At 71.2% G+C, this 26,831-nt stretch carries 21 protein-coding genes; 20 read left to right on the top strand and 1 reads right to left on the bottom strand.

What is annotated here, in order from left to right:
• Nucleotides 1-38: 38 nt before the first annotated feature.
• The 20 genes from O1G22_RS01465 to O1G22_RS01370 are packed head-to-tail and all read left to right on the top strand — an operon-like array spanning nt 39 to nt 25,961.
• On the top strand, nt 39-1,364 hold the full coding sequence (locus O1G22_RS01465) for a nucleotide sugar dehydrogenase (RefSeq protein ID WP_270079585.1): 1,326 nt from the start codon (nt 39-41) through the stop codon (nt 1,362-1,364).
• Nucleotides 1,354-2,619, top strand: a complete 1,266-nt coding sequence (locus O1G22_RS01460) for a glycosyltransferase family 4 protein (RefSeq protein ID WP_270079584.1) — start codon at nt 1,354-1,356, stop codon at nt 2,617-2,619. The genes O1G22_RS01465 and O1G22_RS01460 overlap by 11 nt, the downstream gene beginning before the upstream one ends.
• Nucleotides 2,616-3,986 carry a Wzz/FepE/Etk N-terminal domain-containing protein gene (locus O1G22_RS01455; protein WP_270079583.1) on the top strand — a complete coding sequence of 457 codons (1,371 nt, stop codon included), beginning with the start codon at nt 2,616-2,618 and terminating at the stop codon, nt 3,984-3,986. The genes O1G22_RS01460 and O1G22_RS01455 overlap by 4 nt, the downstream gene beginning before the upstream one ends.
• Nucleotides 3,983-5,503, top strand: a complete 1,521-nt coding sequence (locus O1G22_RS01450) for a Wzz/FepE/Etk N-terminal domain-containing protein (RefSeq protein WP_270079582.1) — start codon at nt 3,983-3,985, stop codon at nt 5,501-5,503. Before O1G22_RS01455 ends, O1G22_RS01450 begins: the two co-directional genes overlap by 4 nt.
• Before the next feature lie 3 nt (nt 5,504-5,506).
• The gene (asnB, locus tag O1G22_RS01445) at nt 5,507-7,441 is read left to right on the top strand and encodes an asparagine synthase (glutamine-hydrolyzing) (protein WP_270079581.1); all 1,935 of its coding nucleotides are present in this window, start codon (nt 5,507-5,509) and stop codon (nt 7,439-7,441) included.
• Nucleotides 7,442-7,460: 19 nt separating this feature from the next.
• Nucleotides 7,461-9,647: a bi-domain-containing oxidoreductase gene (locus tag O1G22_RS01440; RefSeq protein ID WP_270079580.1), complete on the top strand. Its 2,187-nt coding sequence runs from the start codon at nt 7,461-7,463 to the stop codon at nt 9,645-9,647.
• A complete protein-coding gene (locus O1G22_RS01435) occupies nt 9,644-11,602 on the top strand; it encodes a heparinase II/III family protein (protein WP_270079579.1) in 1,959 nt (652 codons plus the stop codon). Before O1G22_RS01440 ends, O1G22_RS01435 begins: the two co-directional genes overlap by 4 nt.
• An 8-nt stretch (nt 11,603-11,610) precedes the next feature.
• The gene (locus O1G22_RS01430) at nt 11,611-13,146 is read left to right on the top strand and encodes a right-handed parallel beta-helix repeat-containing protein (protein ID WP_270079578.1); all 1,536 of its coding nucleotides are present in this window, start codon (nt 11,611-11,613) and stop codon (nt 13,144-13,146) included.
• A gap of 1 nt (nt 13,147) precedes the next feature.
• Nucleotides 13,148-14,404 (top strand): O-antigen ligase domain-containing protein, encoded by a 1,257-nt coding sequence (locus O1G22_RS01425; protein ID WP_270079577.1) that lies wholly within the window; start codon nt 13,148-13,150, stop codon nt 14,402-14,404.
• 2 nt (nt 14,405-14,406) lie between these two features.
• On the top strand, nt 14,407-15,615 hold the full coding sequence (locus tag O1G22_RS01420; protein WP_270079576.1) for a glycosyltransferase: 1,209 nt from the start codon (nt 14,407-14,409) through the stop codon (nt 15,613-15,615).
• On the top strand, nt 15,612-16,847 hold the full coding sequence (locus tag O1G22_RS01415; RefSeq protein WP_270079575.1) for a class I SAM-dependent methyltransferase: 1,236 nt from the start codon (nt 15,612-15,614) through the stop codon (nt 16,845-16,847). The genes O1G22_RS01420 and O1G22_RS01415 overlap by 4 nt, the downstream gene beginning before the upstream one ends.
• A complete protein-coding gene (locus tag O1G22_RS01410; protein ID WP_270079574.1) occupies nt 16,844-17,638 on the top strand; it encodes a glycosyltransferase family protein in 795 nt (264 codons plus the stop codon). The genes O1G22_RS01415 and O1G22_RS01410 overlap by 4 nt, the downstream gene beginning before the upstream one ends.
• Nucleotides 17,635-18,282 (top strand): PIG-L deacetylase family protein, encoded by a 648-nt coding sequence (locus tag O1G22_RS01405; protein WP_270079573.1) that lies wholly within the window; start codon nt 17,635-17,637, stop codon nt 18,280-18,282. Before O1G22_RS01410 ends, O1G22_RS01405 begins: the two co-directional genes overlap by 4 nt.
• Nucleotides 18,283-18,285: 3 nt before the next feature.
• Entirely contained in the window at nt 18,286-19,311 is a 1,026-nt protein-coding gene (locus tag O1G22_RS01400; RefSeq protein WP_270079572.1) for an NAD-dependent epimerase/dehydratase family protein, read from the top strand.
• A gap of 20 nt (nt 19,312-19,331) precedes the next feature.
• On the top strand, nt 19,332-20,606 hold the full coding sequence (locus tag O1G22_RS01395; protein ID WP_270086291.1) for a DUF4910 domain-containing protein: 1,275 nt from the start codon (nt 19,332-19,334) through the stop codon (nt 20,604-20,606).
• 5 nt (nt 20,607-20,611) lie between these two features.
• On the top strand, nt 20,612-21,901 hold the full coding sequence (locus O1G22_RS01390) for an MATE family efflux transporter (RefSeq protein WP_270079571.1): 1,290 nt from the start codon (nt 20,612-20,614) through the stop codon (nt 21,899-21,901).
• On the top strand, nt 21,898-22,845 hold the full coding sequence (locus O1G22_RS01385) for a glycosyltransferase family 2 protein (RefSeq protein WP_270079570.1): 948 nt from the start codon (nt 21,898-21,900) through the stop codon (nt 22,843-22,845). Before O1G22_RS01390 ends, O1G22_RS01385 begins: the two co-directional genes overlap by 4 nt.
• Nucleotides 22,842-24,062, top strand: a complete 1,221-nt coding sequence (locus tag O1G22_RS01380; RefSeq protein WP_270079569.1) for a polysaccharide pyruvyl transferase family protein — start codon at nt 22,842-22,844, stop codon at nt 24,060-24,062. Before O1G22_RS01385 ends, O1G22_RS01380 begins: the two co-directional genes overlap by 4 nt.
• Nucleotides 24,059-24,610 carry a dTDP-4-dehydrorhamnose 3,5-epimerase family protein gene (locus O1G22_RS01375; protein ID WP_270079568.1) on the top strand — a complete coding sequence of 184 codons (552 nt, stop codon included), beginning with the start codon at nt 24,059-24,061 and terminating at the stop codon, nt 24,608-24,610. The genes O1G22_RS01380 and O1G22_RS01375 overlap by 4 nt, the downstream gene beginning before the upstream one ends.
• Nucleotides 24,611-24,617: 7 nt before the next feature.
• On the top strand, nt 24,618-25,961 hold the full coding sequence (locus O1G22_RS01370) for a glutamate-1-semialdehyde 2,1-aminomutase (RefSeq protein WP_270079567.1): 1,344 nt from the start codon (nt 24,618-24,620) through the stop codon (nt 25,959-25,961).
• A 7-nt stretch (nt 25,962-25,968) separates the two neighbouring features.
• On the opposite strand, the gene O1G22_RS01365 is transcribed toward O1G22_RS01370, so the two are convergent.
• Nucleotides 25,969-26,655: a phosphatase PAP2 family protein gene (locus O1G22_RS01365; RefSeq protein ID WP_270079566.1), complete on the bottom strand. Its 687-nt coding sequence runs from the start codon at nt 26,653-26,655 to the stop codon at nt 25,969-25,971.
• Nucleotides 26,656-26,831 lie beyond the last annotated feature (176 nt).

Below are 26,831 nucleotides of genomic sequence, written 5' to 3'. Positions count from 1 at the left end.
AGCACAGGCCACAAGGGCCTGCCTGGGGGGAGAGACACATGAGAGTGAGCGTTTTCGGGCTCGGCTACGTGGGCTGCGTATCGGCCGCGTGCCTGGCCAGCATGGGACACGAGGTCATCGGGGTGGACGTGAACCAGGTGAAAGTCGACCTGGTCAACGACGGCAAGGCCCCGGTGGTCGAGGAGCGGATCGGCGAGCTCATCGCCGAGGTCGTGCGGACCGGAGCGCTGCGCGCCACAGGCGACGTCCGCGAGGCGATCATGGACAGCGAGGTGTCGCTGGTCTGCGTGGGCACGCCGTCGGAGCCCAACGGCAGCCTGTGCACGACATACTTGGAGCGGGTCACCGAGCAGATCGGCACCGCGCTGGCCGAGGGGGCCAAGCAAGGGGGCCGGCACACGGTCGTGTTCCGCAGCACCATGCTCCCGGGCACCTGCCTGAACCTGCTGGTACCGATCCTGGAGAAGAACGTCGGCGGCACGGCCGGGGTGGAGATCGGGGTCGTGGTCAACCCGGAGTTCCTGCGCGAGGGCACGAGCGTGCGGGACTTCTTCGACCCGCCCAAGACCGTCATCGGCGAGCTCGACCCGGCAAGCGGCGACGCGGTGATGGCGCTGTACGACGGCCTGCCCGGCGAGGTGTTCCGGGTGCCGGTCCCGACGGCCGAGGCGATCAAGTACGCGGACAACGCGTTCCACGGCCTCAAGATCGGCTTCGCGAACGAGCTGGGCGCGGTGTACCAGGCGCTCGGGGTGGACTCGCACCAGGTGATGGACGTGTTCCTGGCCGACCGCAAGCTGAACATCAGTCCCGCCTACCTGCGGCCCGGCTTCGCCTTCGGAGGCTCCTGCCTGCCCAAGGACCTGCGCAGCCTGGTCCACGCGGCACAGCGGGCCGACGTCTCCATACCCATCCTCTCCCACGTGCTGTCCTCCAACTCCGACCATCTGCAGCGCGCGGTGGACCTGGTCGAGCGCGCCGGCAAACGCCAGGTGGGCCTGTTCGGGCTGTCCTTCAAACCCGGCACCGACGACCTCCGCGAGAGCCCGCTCGTCGAGCTGGCGGAGAGGCTCTTCGGCAAGGGGTACGACCTCAAGATCTACGACGCCAACGTGAGCCTCTCCCGGCTGCTCGGCGCGAACCGCGAGTACATCGAGAACCGGCTGCCGCACCTCGCGCAGCTGCTCGCGGACTCCGTCGGCGAGGTGCTCCAGCACGCCGAGGTATGCCTGGTCGGGACCAGGGACCCGGCCGTGCTGTCGGCGCTGCCCCATGGCGGAGAACCGGTGATCGTCGACCTTGTCCGCCTTCCCGACGCCGAGGCGCGCCGAACCGAACCGGGGTACATGGGCCTTGCTTGGTAACGCAACCAGCGGCGACGGGGCGAACCGGCGCGCGCTGATCCTGGTGGAGAACCTGTCGGTGCCGTTCGACCGGCGGGTGTGGCAGGAGTGCACGACGCTGCGCGACGCGGGCTGGACGGTACACGTCATCTGTCCGCAGGGGACCAAGCGCGACACGGAGCCGGAGGCGGAGATCGACGGGGTGCGGATCCACCGCTACCCGTTGCGCGCGGCCACCGGAGGGCCGGCCGGCTACGTGAGGGAATACGGATCGGCGTTGTGGCACACGGCCCGGCTGGCCCGCAAGGTCGGCCCGGTCGACGTGGTCCACGCCTGCAACCCGCCCGACCTGCTGTTCCTGCCGGCACTGTGGCTGAAGCGGCGCGGCGCGCGGTTCGTCTTCGACCAGCACGACCTGGTACCCGAGCTGTACCTTTCCCGGTTCGACCGCGGCGAGGATCTGCTCTACCGCGCCGTGTGCGCGCTGGAAAAGCGGACCTACCGAGCCGCGGACGTCGTCCTCGCCACGAACGAGAGCTACCGGGACGTCGCGCTGCGCCGTGGCGGTCGGCGGCCCGAGGACGTCTTCGTGGTGCGCAGCGCACCCCAGACCGACCGGTTCCAACCGGTGCCGCCCGAGCCGGAGTTGAAGCGCGGCAAGCCTTATCTGCTGTGCTACCTCGGCGTCATGGGCCCTCAGGACGGCGTCGACTACGCCTTGAGGGCCCTCGCGAAGCTGCGCGACGAGCACGGGCGCACCGACTGGCATGCGGTGTTCGTCGGCTCCGGTGACGCCTTCGACGCGATGGTGGAGATGTCCCGGCGGCTCAGGCTCGGTGAGCAGGTGCAGTTCACCGGGCGCATTCCGGATGCCGACCTGGTGCGCTATCTGTCCACCGCGGACGTGTGTCTTTCCCCCGACCCGCGCAATCCGCTCAACGACGTGTCGACCATGAACAAGGTCCTTGAGTACATGGCGATGGGTCGGCCGATCGTCTCGTTCGACCTGAAGGAGGCGCGCGTCTCCGCCGGTGACGCCGCCGTCTACGCGCCCGCCAACGACGAGGCCCGATTCGCCGAGCTCATCGCGCTGCTCCTGGACGATCCCGAGAAACGGGCCCGGATGGGCAAGATCGGCCAGGAGCGGATCAGCGGGCCGCTCTCCTGGCAGAACTCGCAAGCGTCGCTGCTCGCCGCCTACGCCGCCGCCTGCCGTGACCACACTCCGGTGTCGGCGGGCGACCCGGTCCGGACAGGGAAGAGGCAGCGCAGTTGAGCGAGGACACGATACGCCTGGTCACCATCGGGCGGATATTCCGTCGGCGCTGGCGGCTTCTCGCCGTCCTCGCCGTCGTGGGCGCGCTCGTCGGCTACGGCGTCTCGGTGGTTTTTCCGCCGCGGTACACGACGTCGGCATCGGTCCTGCTGCCCGGGCAGTGGGAAGAACGCGAGCTGCTGACCCAGGTGGACGTAGCGACCAGTTCGACGGTGGTCGACAGCGCGGCCGCCACGCTCGGCTGGAAGGGTGTCAGCGGCGCCGACCTGCGGGATCGGGTAACCGCCAAGGCCGCCGACGGGAACATCATCAAGATCTCCGGTACGGCCGACACCCCGGAGCGCGCACAGCAGCTCTCCGATGAAGTGGCGCGGCAATTCGTCGGGTTCGCCGCGCGGATCGCAGGCGGCGGCACCGACTCCGCAGCAGCCACGGAGTCCGATGCGCTGCGGAAGAAGGTCGAGGAGACCAACCGCCGCATCACCGACCTGGCCAAGGCGGCCGATCCGGGGCGGACCGTGGAGAGCGTGCAGGCCCGTACCGCGCTTGAGAACCTGCGCACCTCGCTGGAGGAGGCCATGAAGAAGCTGGACGAGGCCGGCCCGGCGACCAACAAGGCAGGCATGGTCGTCATGGGGCCGGCCGCCCGGCCGACCGGCGAGGCGCCGCCGACGAGGATGCAGCTCGTCGTCGCCGGGGCGCTGCTGTTCTTCCTGCTCGCGGTCATCGGCCATCTCGTCGCCGCACGGATGAATCGCCGACTGCGCACCGAACCGGAGATCGCCGCGGCGCTGGGCTCGGCGCTGCTGGGCACCGTCGACGTGCCCGATGAACGGCACGGCGGGCACCAGCCGGAAGACGGTGGCCCACGAGCCTGGATCCGCCGACTCCTCGGCGTCGACACCCGGTGGGACCTGCCGGCCCCGCAGAGGTCCGACGACGAGGCCGTCAGACGGCTCCGCTACCGGCGGGTGTGCGCTCACCTGCGGGACCAACTGCCGTCCCCCCGGCGGCTGCTGGTGGTCGTACCGGACGGCGACGAGATCGCCCGCCGGGCCGCCGGACAGCTCGCCGCCGAGGCCAAGAGCGATCCGCAGCTGCGGGTGGTGGAAGTTTCGATGGACCGGCCGATCGTGCCGGATCGCGCCACCGAGTCCGGTGCCCTGGTCGTCCTCAGCGCGGGCAGCTGGACCGCGGAGGAGCTCGCCGGCATCGCCGGGGCGTGTGCGGACGGCAGGCATGAGGTCGTCGGCATCGTCGTCGCCGGCACGGTCCGCGCCCGTGACACGCGGTCTGCCGGCCGGCTCCCGGATGACGCCACTCTCGCGCTCGCGGTGCACGGCCATGCGAGGGGAGGTTCAGCGTGACGACGAGCACGACTTCCGAGTCGTCGGCCGCCACTCCGCTCATCGACCTGCAGGCGCTGGTGGTGGCGGTGCGCAGGCGCCGCCGCCTCTGGTACGCCATGGCGCTCCTCGGCCTGCTGGCCGGCGGCGCGCTGGCGGTCCTGATGCCGCCGAGGCCGACCGCGGTGACCAAAGTGCTGGTCGCGCACGCGGAGGACCAGCCGAACGACACCGGAACGCTGATCCGCACCGACGTCCAGCTGCTGCAGACCACGCGGATCGCCGACAAGGCCCTGCAGTCCCTCAAGTCCCCGGTGAAACCTGAGGACTTCATGCGGGACTACAAGGGTGCCGGCCTGACCAACAACCTGCTGCAGATCACCGTGACAGGGGACAGCGACGCGCAAGCGGTGGCCCGCGCCAAGGCGCTGGCCGACGCGTTCGTCGCGGATCATGTCCAACGGATGCAGGAAACCGCGCAGGCCGAGGCCAAGGCCCTGCTCGACCAGCGTGACCGCATGCGGGACGAGCTCGCCCAGGTCAACAAGGAGATCGGAGACCGATCGCCGGACAGCAACCCGAAAGCGGCGGCGAGCATCGAGTCGCTCTTCGCCCGCAGGGCCGAACTCAACTCGCGCATCTCCGATTTCGACCAGCGCGCCGCGGACGCGCGCACCGGCACGCCCCAGGTCATCGCCGGCACGCAGATCGTGGACGCCCCGCGCGCGGTGCGCCACTCCCTGCCCAAGGCCGCTGTCACCGACGCCGCGATCGGGCTCGTCCTCGGACTCGTCCTCGGGCTCGCGCTGGCCGCCGTCGGCACGGTGGTGGCGGACCGCCCCGTGCTGCGCCGGGACATCGCGGCGAACCTGGGCGCCTCGGTCATCGCGGAGCTGCCCCGCCGGTCGGGCCGGCTGTGGCAGCGCCGACGGACCCGGGTGACACGCGAACGGCTCACCGCGACCCTGGTCCGCACCACGCGTGACTCCGCGGAACCGGTGTCGCTGCTGGAACTGGGCTGTGCGCACAGCACGAGCCTGATCGCCCTGGACCTCGCCAGGGCTATGGCGGCGGAGGGGCCGGTGACCGTCGTCGACGGTTTGCCCGGCCCGCAGCTTGCAGGCCGGCGCCCGAAGCCGGGAGACCCGACCGTGGTCAGCGGCGAGCGTGCCGCGACCGCGTCGCCCGAGGGGCGCCGGATCGGCGTCGGCTCGGTGGCGCCCGGCACGGCGTGGACCGACCTCCAGTACCTCGGAACCCAGACCGTGCTCGTGGTGCGTGCCGGCCACGGCAGCGCCGCATGGCTGCACACCGTGGCGCGACAGCTCGCGGACCAGAGCATTCCGGTGATCGGTGTGGTGCTGATCGATCCCGATCCGCGCGACCGGACCGACGGCACATTGTGGGACGGGCTGCACACAGCGCTGCGCGGCCGTGCCGAGCGGCCGGCCCGGCAGAACGGGACGAGCCAGCCGCGGACGGAGCGGCAGCCGATGTGGGCCGCACGCGTCCCGGGCAACGACCAGGAGGCGCGGTAGGACATGTGTGGCATCGCAGGCACGTACCGGTGGCCGGACGGAAAGGCCGTGACCGACCGGCTCACCGACACCCTCGCCCACCGCGGTCCGGACGGGGCGGGCCGATACAGCCACCCCGCCGGTGACGGCGACGTGCACCTCGGGCACCGCCGGCTGGCCATCATCGACCTGTCCGAGACCGGCGCCCAGCCGATGGTCTCGGACGGCCTCGCCCTGACGTACAACGGCGAGCTGTACAACGCGCCGGAGCTGCGTGCCGAACTGGCAGCCGCCGGGGTGCGCTTCCGCGGTACCTCCGACACCGAGGTACTCCTTGAGGCCTGGCGGCGCTGGGGCACGGACTGCCTGCCCCGGCTGCGCGGCATGTTCGCGTTCGGCATCTTCGACGAGCGAACCGGTGACCTGGTGCTCGCCCGCGACCAGCTCGGCATCAAGCCGCTGTTTCTGCTCCGGCGCGGCGAGGGCCTGGTGTTCGCCTCGGAGCTCAAGGCGCTCGCCGCCGCGACCGGCCGGTCGCTGCAGGTGGACCATGCGGCGCTGGTGGCCTCGCTGCTGTACTACTGGGTGCCGGACTCACGGTGCGTGTTCCACGAAGCGGAGAAGCTGCCGCCGGGGAGCTGGCTGCGGTGCCGGCCCGACGGCCGGGTGGAGCGCGGCCGGTTCTGGAACCTGAAGGACGTCGCCGCCGAGGGCCGGGAGCGGGCCCGGGCCGGCGAGCAGCCGGACCTGGCCGCCATCGTCGAGGAGTCGACTCGGCGCCACCTGCTCTCCGACGTACCCGTGGCGACCTTCCTGTCCGGCGGCCTCGACTCCAGCTACCTGACCGCACTGGCGGCCCGCCGGCAACCAGGGATCTCCGCTTACACGATCGGGTTCCGCGCCGAGGACGCCAAGTTCGAGGCGATGCCGGACGACCTGCGCCATGCCCGGCAGGTGGCCGAGCGGTTCGGCGTCGATCTGCACGAGATCGAGATCGCCCCGAACGTGCTCGACCTGCTGCCGCAGATGACGTACCACCTGGACGAGCCGATCGGCGACCCCGCCGCGATCAACACCTACCTGATCTGCTCGGCCGCACGAGAGGCCGGGGTCAAGGTGATGCTCTCGGGGATGGGCGCCGACGAGCTGTTCGCCGGTTATCGCAAGCACCTGGCCAACCTGATCGCCCTGCGCTACCAGCGCCTCCCGCGGTCCCTGCGGCGCGGCCTGTCCGGGGCCGTGGACAGGCTGCCGGTCGCCACGTCCCGCCGGGGCTACCGATCGGTGCGCTTCGCGAAGCGGTTCCTCTCCTTCGCCGACCTGCCCGAGGAGACCGCCTTCCGGCGCAGCTACACCATGTACGACCAGGACGAGCTGCTCGCCCTGGTCGATCCGGACCTGGCCGGGACGGTCGAGGACGTGCTGACCGAACATGCGGACGTCTACCAGGACAACGACCTCGACGACTTCGTCAACCGCATGTGCCTGACCGATGCCCGGATGTTCCTGCCGGGCCTGAACCTCACGTACACGGACCGGTCCAGCATGGCCGCGTCGACCGAGGTGCGGGTGCCGTACGTGGACGTCGAGGTGGTCAAGGCGGCGTTCGCCGTGCCCGGCGACCGCAAGATCGTCGGACGGCAGGGCAAGGCCGTCCTCAAGGAGGCGGCCACCTCGATCCTGCCCCGGGAGATCGTGTACCGGCCCAAGGGCCTGTTCAGCGCCCCGCTGCGGGCCTGGATGAGCCGGGATCTGGCACCGCTGGTGCGCGAGGTGGTCAACGACGGCGAGCTGGTCCGTTCCGGGATCCTGCGCCGCGACGCGCTGGCGCGGATGGTCGCCGAGGACGCCGCCGGGCAGCGGGACTTCTCCAAGCATCTGTGGCACGTACTGACCGTCGAGTACTGGTATCGCGACGCGACCTCTGGGTCCGGCCAGAGCACTCGGTTGACGGCTTAGGAATTTCAGAGGAGTTCGGGTGAAGCAGGTTGTACAGAACTACAAGACCGGCGAGCTGGCGATGCTCGACGTTCCGGTGCCGGGGTGCAAGCCGGGCGGTGTGCTGGTCCGCAGCGCCTACTCGCTGATCTCCACCGGGACCGAGCTCATGAAGGTGTCCGAGGCCGGCATGTCGATGCTGGGCAAGGCCCGCTCCCGGCCGGACCAGGTGGCCAAGGTCATGCAGAGCGTGGCCACCAACGGGGTGCCCGCCACCTACCGCAAGGTGATGGGCAAGCTGGACTCCTACACGCCGCTGGGCTACTCGCTGTGCGGGGTCGTCGAGCAGGTCGGCGCCGGGATCGACGACGTGAAGGCCGGCGACCTCGTGGCCTGCGCCGGCAACGAGCACGCGCTGCACGCCGAGCTGAACTGGGTGCCGAAGAACCTCTACACCCCGGTGCCCGACGGCCTCGCGCCGCAGCACGCGGCCTTCGGCACCGTCGGGTCGATCGCGCTGCAGGGCGTCCGCCAGGGCGAGTCACAGCTGGGCGAAGTGGCCCTGGTCATCGGCCTCGGGCTGATCGGGCAGCTGGTGGTACAGCTCCTCACCGCCTCGGGAGTCCGCGTCATCGGGGCCGACCCCGACCCGGTGCGCTGCGAGCTGGCGGAGCGCCTGGGTGCCGCGGCCTGCGGCGATCCCGCGTCGGCGGCCGTGGAGACTGCCGTCGCCGAACTCACCGGCGGTCACGGCGTGGACCAGGTGTACCTGGCCGCCGGCGGCGGCAGTAACCAGCCCGTCGAGCTGGCCGCCCGCCTCTGCCGCGACCGCGGCCGGGTCGTCGACATCGGCAAGTGCCGCCTGGACCTGCCGTGGAACGCGTACTACGAGAAAGAGCTCGACGTCCGGTTCTCCCGCAGTTACGGCCCCGGGCGCTACGACCCGGAGTACGAGCTGGAGGGACGTGATTACCCGATCGGCTACGTGCGCTGGACCGAGCGCCGCAACCTGGCGTGCTTCCTCGATCTCCTCGCCCGCGGCAGCGTCGACGTGGAGCCCTTGGTCTCCCACGTCAGCGACTTCGACGACGCGGTCGAGACGTACCAGCGCCTGAAGGACGGCGAGTTGAAGGCCGTGGCCGTGCTGTTCCGGTACCCGGGACAGGGGGAGGACACGGGGGAGGCGGCGGCCCCGGCGGTGGCCGTGCCCGCGGTGAACGTGAAGCCGAGTCCGGCCCGCGCCACCAGGACGCCGGTGCGGCTCGCGTTCGTCGGCGCGGGGAACTACGCGACGTCGATGCTGCTGCCGCACCTGGCACAGCGCGACGGCGTCGAGTTGTCGACGGTCGTCACCACGACGGCGCTGTCCGCGGCCAACGCGCAGCGGAAGTTCGGCTTCGCGGAAGCGACCACCGACCTCGACGCCGTGCTCGGCGACAAGTCCATCGACGCGGTGTTCGTGGTCACCCGGCACAGCTCGCACGCCGAACTGACCCGAAGAGCACTGCTGGCCGGCAAGACCGTTTTCGTGGAGAAGCCCCTGGCCCTCAACGAGGACGAGCTGGCCGACGTGCTCGCGGCGGTGGAGAAGTCCGGCAACGACCGGCTGCAGGTGGGCTTCAACCGCCGCTTCGCACCGCTTCTGCAGGAGGCCCGCCGGCGCTTCGGCGCCCGGAGCGGTCCGGCGAGCCTGCGCTACCTGGTCAACGCGGGCCGGCTGCAGCACGGCAGCTGGTACCTCCAACAGGGCACCGAGGGCTCGCGTTTCGCCGGCGAGGGCGGCCACTTCATCGACACGGCGAGCTGGCTGCTGGAGGCCGACCCGGTCTCGGTGTACGCGGTCGCCCCGTCCGGCAACGAGGACCTGCAGGTCGTGCTGCGCTACCCGGACGGGTCCACCGCCACCATCAGCTACGTCACCACCGGCGCGCCCGGCTTCCCCAAGGAGACGCTGGACCTCGTCGCGGACGGCAAGGTGCTGCGACTCGACGACTTCGTCCGTGCCGCTGTTTACGATGACCGCCGCAAGCGGTGGGTCAGTTCGCGGCTTCCCAAGGCCCGGGACAAGGGCCAGAACGCCGAACTGGCCGCGTTCATCAAGGCCGTGCGGACCGGCGGGCCGATGCCGGTGCCGATTCAGTCGCTGGTCGCCACCACGGCGGCCACCCTCGCCGTGCAGGCCGGCCTGGCCGGCGGAGCGCCGGTGACGCTGGAGCGGGCGCGATGACCATGAGCGCGGGCTGGTACCTGCGGCGACTGTCCCGGATGGGACCACAGGAGGTCGCGGGCCGGATGGGCGACGCGGTGCGCAGACGCCGGTGGCGGTCCGCGCGGCCGGACGGTCCGAGCGTGACCGGCGCCAGGTTCACCGCGGTGCTGCCCGCCGGGACGATCGCCGCAGTGTCACCGGACGCCACGAAACGCCTCATCGCCGAGGCGGACCGGCTGATGTACGGACACGCCGAGTACTTCGGGGTGGTCCGCGACGACCTGGCCGACCCGGACTGGTGGTGCGACCCGAAGACCGGGCGCCGGGCTCCGTGGGGCTACGCCTTCGACGTGCCGTACCGGAACGAGGACGCGGTCGGGGACATCAAGCAGATCTGGGAGCTGTCCCGGCATCAGTACCTCACCCAGCTCGCCGCCGCCTACGCGCTCACCGGGAACGAGCGGTACGCCGAGCGAGTCGCCGAGCACCTGCGGTCGTGGTGGGCGGCCAACCCACCGCTGCGCGGCGTGCACTGGATCAGCGGCATCGAACTGGGCATCAGGCTGCTGTCCTGGGTGTGGATCCGCCGGCTGCTCGAAGGCTGGCCCGGCGCGGCCGGGCTGTTCGAGGGCAACCCGGTGGCGCTGAACCAGATCTGGCACCACCAGCGCTGGCTGGCCGCCTTCCCCAGCCGGGGGTCTTCGGCGAACAACCACGCCATCGCCGAGGCCGCCGGGCAGTTCGCCGCGGCCTGCGCGTTCGGCTGGTTCCCCGCCTCGGCGCGTTGGCGAGGCGACGCGCTGCGGTCGCTGGAGCGGCATCTGCGAAGCAACACCTTCGCCTCCGGCCTCAACCGCGAGCTGGCCACCGAGTATCACGGACTGGTGCTGGAGCTCGGCCTGGCCGCGGTGGCCGAGGCGGATGCCGCAGGCGTGCCGGTCCCCGCGTCGATCCGGCTGCTGCTGCTGCGGATGATCGACGCGCTCGCCGCCATCGTGGACAGCCGGCTGCGGCCACCGCGCCAGGGGGACGCGGACGACGGGCACGGTCTGGTCGTGGACGGCGCGGGCACCAACCGCTGGGCCTCGCTGCTGGCCACCGGGGACGCCGTGTTCGGGCGACTCGCCTGGTGGCCGGAGGCGACCGGAACCGATGTGCGCACCCCGCTGCTTGCCGCGCTCATCCGGCCGTACGCGAAAGAGGGCACCGCACCGGCCGTGACCCGCCCGGCAAGCCGACCGGCTCATTTCGCCGACGCGGGCCTCACCATCCTGCGCGGTCCCGGGGAGATCTGGTGCCGCTGCGACGGCGGCCCGCACGGCTTCCTGTCCATCGCCGCGCACGCCCACGCGGACGCGCTGTCCGTGGAGGTCCGGCACGACGGGGTCGACGTCCTCGCCGACCCGGGGACGTTCTGCTATCACGGGCAGCCCCAGTGGCGGCAGTACTTCCGGTCGACCCTCGGCCACAACACCCTGCAGCTGGACGGCAGCGACCAGTCCGTCTCCGGCGGCCCGTTCCTGTGGACCCGGCATGCCCACAGCCGCGTCCTGGCCGCGGACACATCCGACGAGGGAGTGGCCCGCTGGTGCGCCGAGCACGACGGTTACCAGCGCTCCGTGCACCGCCGCCGGGTGGAGCTGACCACCGCGAGCCAGGAGCTGAGGGTGGTTGACGAGGTGAGCGGTCCGCGCCGGGCCGTGCACCTGGCGTTCCACCTCGGCCCGGCGATCGCCGCGGACCTGGTGGGGAACCGGGCAGTGCTCACCTGGATCCGGGACGGCGAGGGTCGTTCCGCGGTGCTCGACCTGCCCGGGGAGCTGTCCTGGCGGGCGCATCGCGGCGAGACCGAACCACCGTTGGGCTGGTACTCCGCGGGATTCGGGCGCAAGGAACCCACCACAACGCTGGTCGGCACCGGCTTCGCCGACGGCGCGGAGAGCTTCACCACCGTGCTCAGGTTCCGCGGCTAGGGGGGCGCGTGGGGATCAAGAGGCGGCACTGGGCGTTGGCGGCGGCATCGCTGGCCCTGCTGGTGGCGACCGGCTGTGACGGGACGTCGGACGCCCCGGCAGCGGGGCCGACCGCTGCCGCGTCCACGTCCACGTCCGCGGCCCGATCCGTGGCCCGGGTGTGCGCCAAGCCCGCGGCCGGGCCGGCGAAGGCGCCGGCGGGCGCGGTGACGGTCGACCCGGCTGTGGTCGGTGACCTGGCTGCGAAGACCAAGAGCAGCCCCCCGCACACCGAGTTCTGGCTTCGACCGGGCAAGCACAGGCTCGACCCGGACCGCTACGCCCAGGTCATCCCCAAGGAGGGGGACCGCTACCTCGGTGCGCCGGGCGCGGTGCTCGACGGCCGGAAGAACAACCAGTACGCGTTCGGGGGCACCGCCCGCAACGTCACCATCCGCTACCTGACCGTGCAAGGTTTCGTGGCGCCGCCGGACGAGGGCGTGGTCAACCATGACTCGGCCGACGGGTGGGTGATCGAGCACGCGACGATCCAGTACAACTCCGGTGCCGGGCTCATGGCCGGTGCCCGTCAGCAGGTCCGCGCCAGCTGCCTGCGTGACAACGGTCAGTACGGCATGAACGCATACAAGGCCACCGGCCGTATCAGCGGCCTGGTGGTCGAGGGCAACGAGATCGTGGGCAACAACACCGGCGACTGGGAGCGGCGGCGGAAGGGCTGCGGCTGTACCGGAGGCATCAAGTTCTGGGCCGTCAACGGCGCCGACGTACGCGGCAACTGGGTGCACGACAACCGCGGAACAGGGTTGTGGGCGGACACCAACAACAACGACTTCCGCATCGAGGACAACGTGCTGGAGGCCAACGACGGTGCCGCGCTGATCTACGAGACCAGCTACAACGCGGTCATCCGGAACAACACGATCCGGCGGAACAACTGGGTCGAGGGCCGCAGGTACGCCGACAGCGGCGACAACTTCCCGTACGCGACCGTCTACCTTTCCGAGTCCGGCGGCGAACCACGGATCCGAGCCCGCACGGACAAGATCGAGATCTACGGGAACGTGCTGGAGAACAACTGGTCCGGGATCACCCTGTGGGAGAACGCCGACCGGTTCTGCAACAGCCCGGCCAACACCTCGTCCGGTGACTGCACGTTGCTGGTGAAGAACACCGACCGCTGCGCGGAGCCGGCGATCGCCAAGCCACCGCTCTACGCCGACTGCCGATGGAAGACCCAGCGGGTGGACATCCACGACAACCGCTTCGTGCTCGACAAGTCCGTCGTCAAGTGCACGGAGAAGTGCGACCGCATGGCGGTGCTGGCCAACTACGGCACGTATCCGGACTGGTCGCCGTACCAGGGCGAGAAGGTGGCTGAGGCGATCACCCACAGGCAGGACAACCGCTGGCACGACAACGTCTACCTCGGACCGTGGCAGTTCGTCGCCTACGACCCGAGCCGGGTGCTCGACTTCGAGCAGTGGCAGGGCACGGATTACCGGCAGGACGCGGGCAGCACCTTCGACCCACGGGCCGGTGGTTGAGATGGGCAGGGACCACACGCCGAAGATCGTCGGGACAGTCTGGGGGCTGCTGGTCCTCAACACGCTCGGCTCCGCCGGGGCGAAGACCATCATTCCGCTGCCCCGCTCCCTCATCCAGATGGTCACCATGGGCGCCCTGGTCGCCGCGTTCGCCCTGGCGCTCGTGGTCAATCTCCGGCTGCGCATCCGAGCCAGCGCCTACGTGCTCCTGCTCACCCTGCTGCTGGTATCGAGCGTGATCTCCAGCGCGCACCTGGAGTCCGGTTTCGGCGCGCTGTTCCGCTGCTTCCGGCTGGCTCTCTTCGTCGGCACGCTGTGGCTGCTCACCCGCTGGTGGGACGGCAGCCTGACGTTCGTACGGCACCACATCCGGATGTACTTCGCGGTGCTCGGATCGGTGGCCGCCGGCCTGGTCATCTCGCCGGGCGCGGCCCTGCCCGACCTCTACGGCGGACGCCTTGTCGGCGCGTTGTGGCCGCTCACCCCGCCGCAGATCGGGCAGTACGCAGCGGTGATCATCGGGCTCACCGTGCTGCTCGTCCTGGACCGGCGGACCGACAGGGCCGGCGCGGCGGTGGTGATCGTGCCGTCACTCGTCCTGCTCGCGCTGACCCATACCCGGACGGCCACGCTCGGCCTGCTCATCGGGCTGGCGTTGGCGATCGGCTCGCTCCTCCTGACCAGCAAAGCCGCCCGGCGGTTCTTCACCTGGACCGTGCTGTGCGCCGCGGTGGCCGCGGTGGGGTTCGCCTCCGCGCTCCAGGCGTGGTTCCTGCGCGGACAGAGCCAGGAGAACTTCTCCAGCCTCACCGGTCGGGCCAAGGTGTGGGACGCCCTGCTGGCCGCGCCCCGGTCGACCTCGGAGAAAGTGTTCGGCGTGGGCCTGGGCGACAAGTCGTTCGGCGGGCTGCCGATCGACAACAGCTGGCTGGCCGTCTACAACGAGCAGGGTCTGATCGGCGTCACCCTCGTCGCGGCGATCATCATCGTGCTCGGCGGCGTCGCGTTGCTGCGGCCACCGTCGCTGCAGAGGGCCTGCGCGATCTTCCTGATCAGCTACTGCGCGATCGCCTCGTACACCGAGGCCGGTCTTGGCGACGCCTCGCCGTATCTGCTCCATCTGGCCCTGGCCGCCTCGCTGCTGGCGGCACCTGCCGCGGCCGCTGACCTCTCGACGCCCGAAGTCCCTCGGCTTTCGACGCGCGAAGTCCCTCGACAACACATCCTGCGACGGGCCCGAAGACCGGAGGTGACCTGAGCATGCATGTCCTCGTGGTGCACAACCGCTACGCCTCGGCGCAGCCGAGCGGGGAGAACAAGGTCGTCGACCAGGAGGTGGAGCTGCTGCGCGCGGCCGGCCACCGGGTCGAGGTGTTCGAGCGGCGCAGCGACGACATCGCTGCCCGGTCCCTCCTTGCCAAGGCCGCGATGCCGCTGCTGGTGCCGTGGAACCCGGCGGTCCGCGCGGAACTCGCCACCCGGCTTCGCACCGAGCGGCCGGACGTGGTGCACGTCCACAACGTCTTCCCGCTCCTGTCGCCCGCAGTGCTGGCCGCCTGCGCCGACGCCGGCGTGCCCGCCGTCGCCACGCTGCACAACTACACCCAGGTCTGCCCGCCCGGCACTCTGCAGCGGGACGGCCGGCCGTGCGCCGAGTGCGTCGGCTCCGCACCACTGCCCGCCGTCCGGCACGGCTGCTACCGGAGTTCCCGGCTTGCGACGGTGCCGCTCGCGGTCAGCCTGTCGGTCAACCGGCGGCGCTGGTGGTCCGGCGTGGAACGGTTCTTCTGCATTTCCGCGGCGCAGCGCGACGTGCTGGTGCGGTCAGGCATGCCGGCCGAGCGGCTGGCGGTGAAGCACAACTTCGTGCCCGACCCGGGCACGTGCCGAGTCGGCGCCGGCGAGCATCTGCTCTATCTCGGCCGGCTCGCGGAGGCCAAGGGCGTACGCCTGCTCATGGCCGCGTGGGACGAGATCGCCGCGGACGGTGGTGTGGGCGTGCCGCTCGTGATCGCCGGCGCGGGGCCGCTGGAGCCCGAGGTGACCGCCTGGGCGGCGAGCCGGGACGACGTGCGCTACGTCGGCCTGTACGACACGGCGGAGTGCCGGAAGGCCCTCGCGCGATCGGTCGCCGTGGTGGCTCCCTCGACATGGCTGGAGGCGTTCGGGCTGGTGGTCGTGGAGGCGATGGCGGTGGGGGTACCGGTCGTCGCCGCCGGTCACGGCGCCTTCGTCGAACTCGTCGAGGACGGGGTGACCGGCCTGCTGCACCGGCCGGGCGAGCCCGCCTCGCTCGCGTCCTGCATACGCCGGATCGCGGCCGAGCCGGGCCGCAACCGGGAGATGGGCCAGGCGGCCCGGCGCCGTTACGAGCAGGGCTTCAGCCCGGCCGTCGGCCTTGAGCGCCTGGTGGAGGAGTACCGCACCGCGATCGCGGGTCGGACGGAATCAATGGGGGGCAGTAAGTGACACGATGCCGACTCTGCGGCTCGGAGACGCTGGCGAGCGTCGTCGATCTCGGGGCGACACCACCGTGCGAGAGCTTTCTCGCCGCGGACCAACTGGACGAGCCGGAACCGACTTACCCGCTGCACCTGCGGGTCTGCACCGACTGCTGGCTCGCGCAGATCCCGCCGCTGATCACGCCGGAGGAGACGTTCAAGGAGTACGCGTACTTCTCCTCGTACTCGACCTCTTGGGTGGAGCACGCGCGGACATTCGTCGCCGACGCCGTGCAGCGGGTGGGTCTCGGCGCCGACGCCTTCGTCGTCGAGGTCGCGAGCAACGACGGGTACCTGCTGCGGCATGTGGTGGACCGCGGGATCCGCTGCCTCGGCATCGAGCCGTCCGTGAACGTCGGCGCCGCGGCACGGGAGGCGGGGGTGCCCACGCTCACGGAGTTCCTGAGCCCGGACACCGGCTCGGCCGTCCGCGCCGAGCACGGCCCGGCGGATCTGGTCGTGGCCAACAACGTGTACGCGCACATCCCCGACGTGGTCGGGTTCACCCAGGGGCTGCGCGCCCTGGTCGCCGACGACGGCTGGGTCTCCATAGAGGTGCAGCACCTGCTGACCCTGATCGAGGAGAACCAGTACGACACCGTCTACCACGAGCACTTCCAGTACTACACGGTCGCCTCCGCGATCCGAGCCCTGGCGAGCGGAGGACTCACGCTCGTGGACGTCGAGTTGCTGCCCACGCACGGCGGCTCCATCCGGCTGTGGGCCCGGCCGGCCGAGGTGGCCGGCGAGCCGACACAGCGGGTGGCCGACGTGCTGGGCCGGGAGAAGGCCGCCGGGCTGCAGGAGCTGTCCGGATACACCGAGTTCTCCGCCCGGGTGGCCAAGGTGCGCCGGGACCTGCTGCGGTTCCTCATCGAGGCGGCCGAGCGCGGTGAGACGGTCGTCGGCTACGGCGCCCCGGGCAAGGGCAACACCCTGCTCAACCACTGCGGCATCCGGCCCGACCTGCTCCCGTACACGGTCGACCGCAACCCCTACAAGCACGGCAGGTTCACCCCGGGCACCCGCATCCCGATCCTGCCGCCCGAGCAGATAGCCGCCGACAGACCGGACTACGTCCTCGTCCTCCCGTGGAACCTGCGGGCCGAGCTGGTCGAGCAGCTGTCCTTCGTGCACGACTGGGGCGGCCGGCTGGTCTTTCCCATCCCGGAACTGAGCATTGTCGAGGTCAAGCGATGAAGGTCGTACTGTTCTGCGGCGGTTACGGGATGCGGATGCGGAGCGGCGCCGCAGACGACGTGCCCAAGCCGATGGCGATGGTCGGCCCCAGGCCGCTGATCTGGCACGTGATGCGGTACTACGCGCACTTCGGGCACACGGAGTTCATCCTGTGCCTCGGGTACGGGGCTCACCACATCAAGGACTTCTTCCTCAACTACGAGGAGACGACGTCCAACGACTTCGTACTGCGCAATGGGCGGACCGAGCTGCTGTCCACCGACATCGCGGACTGGACGATCACGTTCGTGCAGACCGGCATCGAGTCACCGATCGGCGAGCGGCTGCGCCGGGTGCGGCACCACCTCGACGGCGACGAGATGTTCCTCGCCAACTACGCCGACGTGCTCACCGACGCCCCCCTGCCGGAGATGATCGAGAACTTCGCCCGGCGCGACGCCGGGGCGTCGATGATGGTGGTGCCGCCGCAGTCCTCGTTCCACTGCGTGGACCTGGGCGAGGACGGCCTGGTGGGGGGCATCACCGCGGTGAGCGAACTGCCGCTGTGGGAGAACGGCGGCTACTTCGTTCTCCGCCAGGAGGTCTTCGAGCACATCCCGGAGAACGGGGACCTGGTCGCTGACGGATGCGCCCAACTGGCCAAGCGCGGGCGGCTGGTGGCGCACCAGCACCGCGGCTTCTGGAAGCCGACCGACACCGTGAAGGAGCGAGCCGCGCTCGACGAGGCCTACGCCCGGGGCGACCGCCCGTGGGCTGTGTGGGAACAGGACAGCGCGGCGGTGAGCGCGTGATCCGGCTCGGGGCCGGGCGTCTGCACCGGATCGTCGCGGTGGCCGCGCACTGCGACGACATCGCCATCGGCGCCGGCGGCACCCTGCTGACGCTGTGCCGCGCGCGGCCGGGTGTCCGCGTCGACGCGCTGGTGCTCTCCGGCGGCGGCAGCGAGCGCGAGCAGGAGGAGCAGGCCGCGCTCGCCGCCTTCTGCCCGGGCGCCGACCTGCGGCTGACCGTGCACAAGCTGCCGGACGGCCGGCTGCCCGCGCACTGGGAGGAGGCCAAGGCCGCGGTCGAGGAGCTGCGCGCGCAGACCGAGCCGGAGCTCGTACTGGCCCCGCGCACCGATGACGCTCACCAGGACCATCGCGGCCTGGCGAAGCTGATACCCACCGCATTCCGCGACCACATGGTCCTCGGCTACGAGATCGTCAAGTGGGACGGCGACCTGGGCCGTCCGTCGGCGTACCAGCCGCTGTCACCGGAGATCGCCGAACAGAAGGTACGGCTGCTGCAGGAGCACTACCCCTCGCAGCGACACCGGCCCTGGTACGACCGCGAGGCCTTCCTCGGCCTTGCCCGGATCCGCGGCATCGAATGCCACGAGCGCTATGCCGAGGCGTTCGCCGTCACCAAACTCACGCTCAACCTGGGGGATTGAACCTTGCGCGTACTACTGACCGGACACCAGGGCTACCTGGGCACCGTCATGGCCCCGGTACTCACGGCCGCCGGGCACGAAGTCGTCGGCCTCGACGCCGGCCTGTTCGCCGACTGCGTCCTCGGCCCGACACCCGCGGACCCGCCGGGGCACCGGGTGGACCTGCGCGACGTCACGTCCGAACACGTGGCCGGGGTGGACGCCGTGATCCACCTGGCCGCCCTGTCCAACGACCCGCTGGGCTCGCTGGCGCCGGAGCTCACCTACGACATCAACCACCACGCGTCCGTGCGGCTCGCCCGGCTGGCCCGCGACGCCGGAGTACGGCGCTTCCTGTACGCGTCGACCTGCTCGGTCTACGGCGCCGCCGGCGGCGGCGACCTGGTGACCGAGGACGCCCCGCTGCGCCCGGTGACGCCGTACGCGGAGTCCAAGGTGCGGGTGGAGGACGACCTGCACGCGCTGGCCGACGACGACTTCACCCCGGTGTTCATGCGCAACGCCACCGCCTTCGGCTACTCCCCCCGGCTGCGCGCCGACATCGTGCTGAACAACCTGGTGGGCCACGCCCTCCTGTCCGGCGAGGTCCTGGTGCTCTCCGACGGCACCCCATGGCGCCCGCTGGTGCACGCCGCCGACATCGCGCGCGCCTTCACGGCCGCGCTGGTCGCGCCGCGGGAAGCGGTGCACGACCGGGCGTTCAACATCGGCAGCGAGACCAACAACGTCACGGTCGCCGAGATCGCCGAGCAGGTCGCCGAGGCGGTGTCCGGCGCGAAGGTGGTGATCACCGGGGAGACCGGTGCCGATCCGCGCTCGTACCGGGTGGACTTCTCCCGGTTCCGCGCCGCGGTGCCCGGTTTCGACTGCGAGTGGACGGTGAAGCAGGGCGCCCTCGAACTCGCCGACGCCTACCGGGAACACGGGCTGACCCGGGAGGACTTCGACCGACGCTTCACCCGCCTCGCCGTGCTGCGCGCGGCGTCCGACGCCGGCACCGTCGACGACACCCTGCGGCGGCGCGGATGACCGCGGCCGGCGAACAGCCGATGACCTCGGCCGGCGACGCGATGTACGCGCTGGTGAAGCGGCTGTACCCGCTGTGCCGCAGCATCACCGGAGACGGTGTGCGCGCCACCCTGGACATCGTCGGCGAGTACATCCCGCTGCAGGTGTACGAGGTGCCGACCGGGACACAGGTGCTCGACTGGACGGTGCCGCAGGAGTGGAACATCCGCGACGCGTACATCGCCGACACCGCCGGCCACCGGGTCGTCGACTTCGCCGCGTCCAGCCTGCACGTGCTCGGCTACAGCGTGCCGGTGTCGGCGACCATGCCGCTGGCCGAGCTGCGGGATCACCTGCACACCCTGCCGGACCACCCGTCCTGGGTGCCGTACCGCACGAGTTACTACAAGCCGGAGTGGGGGTTCTGCCTGGCCCAGGAGACCCTCGACGCAATGCCGGACGGCGACTACGAGGTCCGCATCGACTCCACGCTCGCCGACGGCCACCTCACCTACGCCGAGCACGTGGTTCCCGGGCAGGTCCCCGACGAGGTGATCGTCTCCTGCCATGTCTGCCACCCGTCGCTGGCCAACGACAACCTGGCCGGCATCGCGGTGGCGACGTTCCTGGCCCGGGCGCTGGCACAGCAGACGCCGTACTACACCTACCGGTTCCTGTTCGCGCCCGGCACCATCGGGGCGATCACCTGGCTGGCCCGCAACGCGGAGCGGGTGGACCGCGTCAAGCACGGCCTCGTGCTGGCCTGCGCCGGAGACCCGGGCCGGTTGACGTACAAGCAGAGCAGACGCGGCGACGCGGAGATCGACCGGGTGATGCGACACGTGCTGACCGCCTCCGAACGCCCGCACCATGTCGCCGAGTTCACTCCGTACGGCTACGACGAGCGGCAGTTCTGCTCGCCCGGGTTCAATCTCGGCGTGGGCTCGCTCACCCGGACCCCGTACGCCGGCTACCCCGAGTACCACACCTCGGCGGACAACCTGGACTTCGTCTCCCCGGAGGCGATGGCGGACACCCTCGCGGTCTGCCGCGAGGCATTCGCCGTCCTCGACCGCAACCGGACGTACCTCAACCTCAGCCCCTACGGCGAACCGCAGCTGGGCCGGCGCGGGCTGTACGACGCGCTCGGCGGCCGCAGCGACACCAAGCAGGCCCAGATGGCGATGCTCTGGGTGCTCAACCTCTCCGACGGCGAGCACAGTCTGCTGGACGTCGCCGAGCGGTCCGGACTGCCGTTCGACACCGTCGCCGCAGCGGCCGACGCCCTGCACGGCGCCGGGCTGATCAAAGCGTGACGCCGATGACCATCGAGGGCGAGAAGACGACTACACCGGCCGGATCCGCCAAGCGGGCCCTGCTCGGCCGGCTGTCCTGGGGGCTGGCCGACCAGGCGGCCTCCAGCATGTCCAACTTCGCGGTGGGCATCTATGTGGCCCGCTCGCTGGGGGTGACCGCGTTCGGCGTGTTCAGCCTCGCGTGGGTGACCTACGGCGTGGTGCTCAACGTCTCCCGCGGCCTGTCCACCGACCCGCTCGTGGTGCGCTTCAGCGGTGTGTCGGACGCGTCCTGGCGCGGCGCGGTGGCCCGGTCGACGGGTACCGCACTCGGCGTGGGCACCGCCATCGGCGCGGTGTGTCTGCTGGCCGGGCTCGGTCTCGGGGGCCGGTTGGGGCCCGCGTTCGCCTGCCTCGGCGTCATGCTCCCAGGGCTGCTGCTGCAGGACGCCTGGCGGTTCGGGTTCTTCGCCGCCGGCAACGGGCGGAAGGCGTTCGTCAACGACGTCGTGTGGGGTGTTGCGCTCGTCCCCGCCATGGTCGTCGCCGCCCATGTGGGCAGCGTGGCCGCCTTCGTGCTCGCCTGGGGCGCATCTGCCGCCGTGGCCGCCGCGTACGGCTGCCTCCAGTCCGGCATTCGGCCCCGGATGGCAGAAGCACGCGGGTGGCTTCGCGAACAGCGCGATCTCGGCTACCGGTACCTGGTCGAGAACGTCAGTCTCAGCGGCGCGAGCCAACTGCGGGCGTACGGCCTCGGCGCGATCGTCGGGGTCGGCGCGGTGGGCGCGGTGCGGGGCGCCGAGCTTCTGATGGGCCCGTTCCTCGCCGTACTGATGGGCCTGTCGCTGGTCACCGTCCCGGAGGCGGCACGCGTACTGCGCCAGGCCCCGCACCGCCTCGGCGCGTTCTGCCTCCGGCTGGGCGGCGGACAGGCCGCCGCCGCGCTCCTGTGGGGCGGGGCCCTGCTGCTGATGCCCGACCGGCTCGGCGACCTCGCGCTCGGTGATGTCTGGCACTCCTCCTCGCATCTCATCGTGGCGATCACCTTCAGTGTCGCGGGCGCGGGCCTCGGCACCGGCGCGGCGGCCGGGCTGCGCGCGCTCGGCGCGGCTCGGCGCAGCCTGCGCTGCCAGCTGTTCGCCTCCGCCTGCTACGTCGGCGGCGGGCTCGGCGGCGCTGCCCTGGCCGCCACGGTCGGCTCGGCCTGGGGTGTCGCCGCCGCGACCGTCGGCGGCTCGGCCGTGTGGTGGCTGCAACTGCGGTCGGCCCTGCGTGAGCGCGACCACAACTCCGTTCCCGAAGTGAGGACCGCATGACCGACCGACCCAGGCTGAGCATCGGCCTGCCCGTGTACAACGGCGAGGAGTACCTCGCCGAGTCGCTCGACGCCCTGCTCGGGCAGACCTACGAGGACTTCGAGCTGGTCATCTCCGACAACGCCTCGACCGACGGGACCGAGGACATCTGCCGCAAGTACGCCGCTCAGGACTCCCGCATCCGCTACATCCGGCTGCCCCGGAACGTCGGCGCCACGCCGAACCACAACTACGTGTTCACCCAGTGCCGCGGCGAGCTGTTCAAGTGGGCCTCCCACGACGACCTTTACGGCCGCGACCTGCTGCGGCGCTGCGTGGAGGCGCTGGACGAGCGGCCCGACGTGATCCTCGCGCACGCCGACCAGGCCGTCATCGATGGCGACGGCCAGGTGAAGGTCCCCTACGAGTACACGCTCGCCACCGACTCGCCGCATTCGCCGGAGCGCTTCCGCAGTCTGCTGTTCGAGCCGGGCGGCGACGACTTCTACGGGGTGATGCGGGCCGACATGCTGCGCCGGGTGAAGCCGCTCGACAGCTACCACCACGCGGACCGCACGTTCGTCGCCGAGATCACCCTGCACGGGCCCTTCCACCAGGTGCCGGAGCTGCTGTACTTCCGCCGCGACCACCCCGCCCGTGCCGAGCGCGCGAACCCGTCCAAGCGCTCCCGGTGCGTCAATCTGGACCCGCGCCGGGCAGGCCCGCTGCACCCGACGCCCCGGCTGCTCGCCGAGTACATCTGGGGCTTCACCTCGGCGATTCGGCGGGCGCCGTTGTCCCCGGACGACCGGCGGGCGTGCTACCGCCACCTGGCCGCGTGGATGACCAGCCGGGTCCGGCCGGGAGCCGGCGAGCGGGTCGAGGACCGCGACCCGGTCGACCCGGGCCTGCTCACCGTCTCCGTCGACGCCCTTGTCGCGGGCCGTGAGGGGCGACGGGCATGAAGACGACACCACGTGTGGGGGTGTTCGGCCTGCTCGGCTCCGGCAACCTCGGCAACGACGGCTCGCTGGAGGCCGTGCTCAGGTACCTGCGCGCCGAGCACCCGGAGGCGGTCGTGGACGCCCTGTGCGGCGGACCCGAGGCCGTGACGACCCGGTTCGGGATCCCCGCCACGCGGCTGCACTGGAACCGCGCGGAGTACCGGACGGCGTCACGTGCGGGCGCGATCACGGCGAAGGGTCTGGGCAAACTCGTCGACGTCTTCCGCACCGCCGCCTGGGTGCGCCGGCACGACGTGGTGATCGTGCCGGGCATGGGCGTCCTGGAGGCCACGCTGCCGCTGCGGCCGTGGGGCTTCCCGTACTCGCTGTTCCTGCTCTGCTTGACCGGCCGGCTGTTCGGCACCCGGGTCGCGTTGGTCAGCGTCGGCGCCGCGACCATCGGCAACCGGCCGACCCGGGCCCTGGTGCGCTGGTCGGCGCGGCTGGCCGCGTACCGGTCGTACCGGGACGCCCAGTCCCGGGACGCGATGCGGGCGATGGGCGTGGACACCGCGCGCGACGAGGTCTACCCGGACCTCGCGTTCTCCCTGCCGACGTCGCCGGCGAGCGCCCCCTCGGGCTCGCCGGGCCTGGTCTGCGTCGGCGTCATGGACTTCCACGGCGGCAACGACGACCGCGCCCGGGCCGATGAGATATACCGGCGCTACCTCGACGGGACGATCCGGTTCGTCCGCGCGCTGGTCGAGGAGGGCAGGCCGGTCCGGCTGCTCACCGGCGACGAATGCGATGCGACGGTGGTCGCCGCGATCCTCGATGCGGTGGACTCGCCGCTGGTCACCGCTGCCGAGCCGGAGTCACTGGCCGACCTGATGAAGGAGATGGCGGCTGCGGACACCGTGGTAGCGATCCGCTACCACAACCTGATCTGCGCGCTGAAGACCGGTACGCCGGTGCTCGCCCTCTGCTATGCGGCGAAAAGCGACGCGCTCATGGACCGGATGGGCCTTGGCGCGTACTGCCACCCGGCCCGCGACGTGGACGCCGACCGGCTGCTTGAGCAGTTCCGGGCGCTGGAGAAGCGATCGCCCGAGCTGCGGCAGACCCTCTCCGAGCGGAACCTGGCCGCCGCCCGGCAACTTGAGGACCAGTTCACTGCCTTGACCACGGCCCTGTTCCCGGCGACCGACCACGCCCACGCCCCGCGGGAGACTCCATGAAAGCGACCGAAGTCCCGGAGATCGCCGGCGCGTACCTGTTCGAGCCGACGCCGTACGCCGACGAACGCGGCTTCTTCTGCCGCACCTTCGACGCCGACGTGGTCCGCTCGGTGGGCCTCGACCCGCACGCCTTCGTCCAGGACAGCGTGTCCCGCTCGGTCCGGGGCGTGCTGCGCGGCCTGCACCTGCGCTCCGGCGCCGGCGAGGCCAAGCTGGTGCGGTGCTCGTACGGGAGGGTCTTCGACGTCGTCGTGGACCTGCGCCCGGACTCGCCGACGTACCTGGACCGGGCCTTCTTCGAGCTGTCCGGCGGGACACAGGCGACCCTGTACATCCCGGCGGGGTGCGCGCACGGCTTCCAGGCGTTGACCGAAACAGCTGACACCTCGTACCGGATCGACCGCCCGCACGATCCTGCCGAGGACGTGACGATCGCCTTCGACGACCCGGAGCTTGCCATTCCCTGGCCGCTGCCGGTCACATCGATGTCCCAGCGGGACCGGGAGGCGCCGAGCCTCTCCGAGGTTTTGAAGCGAAAGGAGACGTGAGGTCGGCGTGGACACCGAAGACACCGAAGAGAGCGCGGAGTTCCTCCTGCCCCGGTCGCGGATGGCGAACGAGCGGCTGCACGCCATGATCCCCGGGGGCGCCCACACCTACGCGAAGGGCGACGACCAGTACCCCGAGAACCTGGCCCCGGTCATCAGCCACGGCCGCGGTGCCCACGTGTGGGACGTCGACGGCAACCGCTACGTCGAGTACGGCTCCGGCCTGCGGTCGGTCAGCCTCGGCCACGCCCACCCGCGCGTGATCGAGGCCGTGCGGCGGGAACTCGACCGCGGCAGCAACTTCGTCCGGCCGTCCATCGTGGAGGTCGAGGCCGCGGAACGCTTCCTGGCCACGGTGCCGACCGCCGAGATGGTGAAGTTCGCGAAGAACGGCTCCGACGTCACCACCGCCGCGGTGCGCCTCGCCCGCGCCGTCACCGGGCGCCCACGGGTGGCCATCTGCGGCGATCATCCGTTCTTCTCCGTCGACGACTGGTTCATCGGCACCACGCCGATGTCCGCCGGCATTCCGGCGGCGATCACCGAGCTCACCGTGTCCTTCCCTTACGGGGACCTGGCCGCCACGGAGGAGCTGCTCACCCGGCACCAGGACGAGGTCGCCTGCCTGATCCTCGAACCCGCCTCCCACACCGAGCCGCCGCCCGGGTATCTCGCCGGCCTGCGCGAGCTGGCCGACCGGCACGGCTGCGTGCTGATCTTCGATGAGATGATCACCGGCTTCCGCTGGTCCGAGGCGGGCGCCCAGGGCCTGTACGGCGTCGTCCCCGACCTCTCCACGTTCGGCAAGGCGCTGGGCAATGGGTTCGCCGTCTCCGCGCTGGCCGGGCGCCGCGAACTGATGGAGCGGGGCGGGCTGCGTCACTCCGGCGACCGGGTGTTCCTGCTGTCCACCACGCACGGTGCGGAAACGCACTCCCTGGCAGCCGCGATGGCCGTGCAGACCACCTACGTCGAGGAGGGCGTCACCGCGCGGCTGCACGCCCTCGGCGACAGGTTGGCCGCCGGTGTCCGCGAGGCCACGGCCGGAATGGGCGTCGGCGACCACATCGTCTTCCGGGGCCGGGCCAGCAACCTGGTCTTCGCCACCCTTGACGAGCATGGGCAGCCGTCACAGCAGTACCGCACGCTGTTCCTGCGCCGGCTCCTCGCGGGCGGGGTGCTCGCCCCGTCGTTCGTGGTGAGCAGCGCCCTCACCGACGCCGACATCGACCACACCGTCGACGTGGTGGCCCAGGCATGTGCGGTGTACCGGAAGGCACTGGACGCCGCCGACCCGACCCCCTGGCTGGCCGGACGACCCGTGAAGCCCGTGTTCCGCCGCTTGGCGTGACGCGACGTCAGCGACGCTCCCGCCGACCGGCGTCGGCCATCCGATCGACCCACCGGTCAGCAGTGCGATCGACCAGCCATGCGGTCGCCGGTATCACCGCCAGCGCGGTGCACCAGCCACCGAGGACGTCGGTCGGGTAGTGCGCGCCCAGGGCGACCTGCGCCCAGCCCATCGCGGCTCCGGCCACCAGCGCCGCGGCGAGCACGAGTGACGTGCCGGCCGTCCTGCCGAGGCCGAGCCGGCCCGTCGCGAGCAGTGCCGCCATGAGGGCGAGCGCGGTGAAGAAGGCGGTGTGCCCGCTCGGGTAGGACAGGTTGCCGTCGCCGTGGATGGTGCGTCCCACCAGGTGCTTGAGCAGCGTCGCCGTCCCCACCGTCACGCCGACCCCGACAACGACGAGCAACGCCACGCGAGGACGCCGAAGCAACAGGCACCCCGCCACGGTGGCCACGATCAGCATCGCCGAGCCGGCGGGCTCCCCCAAGAAGTCCAAGGCCAGAGCGACGTACCGCCACGGCGGCCGCACACTGTCCGCCGTCGGCTGGATGATCCACCTGTCCACCCTGCTGGGCTCGCTGTGGCCGGCGTACAGGACCCCGAGCACGACGACTACCAGCGCGGCGAGGGCCGCGATCAACCCGAGCCGCACGCGGAGCGACGGGGGCAGCACCGCAGGCGCCGACCGGCCGGTCACACGCCCACCGCGTCCGGTCGACCTGCGAAAGCCCGCACTTCATTGCTGCACTCGACCGCGCCGCAACCCGCTGCCCGCTGGGCTGGGCCGACTTCCAGGTCCGCTCCTGCCAGGCGATCCAACATGAGCCCCCTGTCGTGTCCGACCGTAACCGCCCCGCAGACAGCCTCTGCTTG

Origin of the sequence: Streptomyces camelliae (genome assembly GCF_027625935.1) — a bacterium.
Classification (GTDB): domain Bacteria; phylum Actinomycetota; class Actinomycetes; order Streptomycetales; family Streptomycetaceae; genus Streptomyces; species Streptomyces camelliae.
The sequence above is the reverse complement of the archived record's forward strand: the minus strand, read 5'-3'. Positions and strand labels throughout refer to the sequence as shown.

Coding starts and splice junctions, on each gene's coding strand:
- O1G22_RS01465 (WP_270079585.1), top strand. CDS start 39: ATGAGAGTGAGCGTTTTCGGGCTCGGCTACGTGGGCTGCGTATCGGCC.
- asnB (WP_270079581.1), top strand. CDS start 5,507: ATGTGTGGCATCGCAGGCACGTACCGGTGGCCGGACGGAAAGGCCGTG.
- O1G22_RS01435 (WP_270079579.1), top strand. CDS start 9,644: ATGACCATGAGCGCGGGCTGGTACCTGCGGCGACTGTCCCGGATGGGA.
- O1G22_RS01425 (WP_270079577.1), top strand. CDS start 13,148: ATGGGCAGGGACCACACGCCGAAGATCGTCGGGACAGTCTGGGGGCTG.
- O1G22_RS01420 (WP_270079576.1), top strand. CDS start 14,407: ATGCATGTCCTCGTGGTGCACAACCGCTACGCCTCGGCGCAGCCGAGC.
- O1G22_RS01410 (WP_270079574.1), top strand. CDS start 16,844: ATGAAGGTCGTACTGTTCTGCGGCGGTTACGGGATGCGGATGCGGAGC.
- O1G22_RS01395 (WP_270086291.1), top strand. CDS start 19,332: ATGACCTCGGCCGGCGACGCGATGTACGCGCTGGTGAAGCGGCTGTAC.
- O1G22_RS01390 (WP_270079571.1), top strand. CDS start 20,612: ATGACCATCGAGGGCGAGAAGACGACTACACCGGCCGGATCCGCCAAG.
- O1G22_RS01385 (WP_270079570.1), top strand. CDS start 21,898: ATGACCGACCGACCCAGGCTGAGCATCGGCCTGCCCGTGTACAACGGC.
- O1G22_RS01380 (WP_270079569.1), top strand. CDS start 22,842: ATGAAGACGACACCACGTGTGGGGGTGTTCGGCCTGCTCGGCTCCGGC.
- O1G22_RS01375 (WP_270079568.1), top strand. CDS start 24,059: ATGAAAGCGACCGAAGTCCCGGAGATCGCCGGCGCGTACCTGTTCGAG.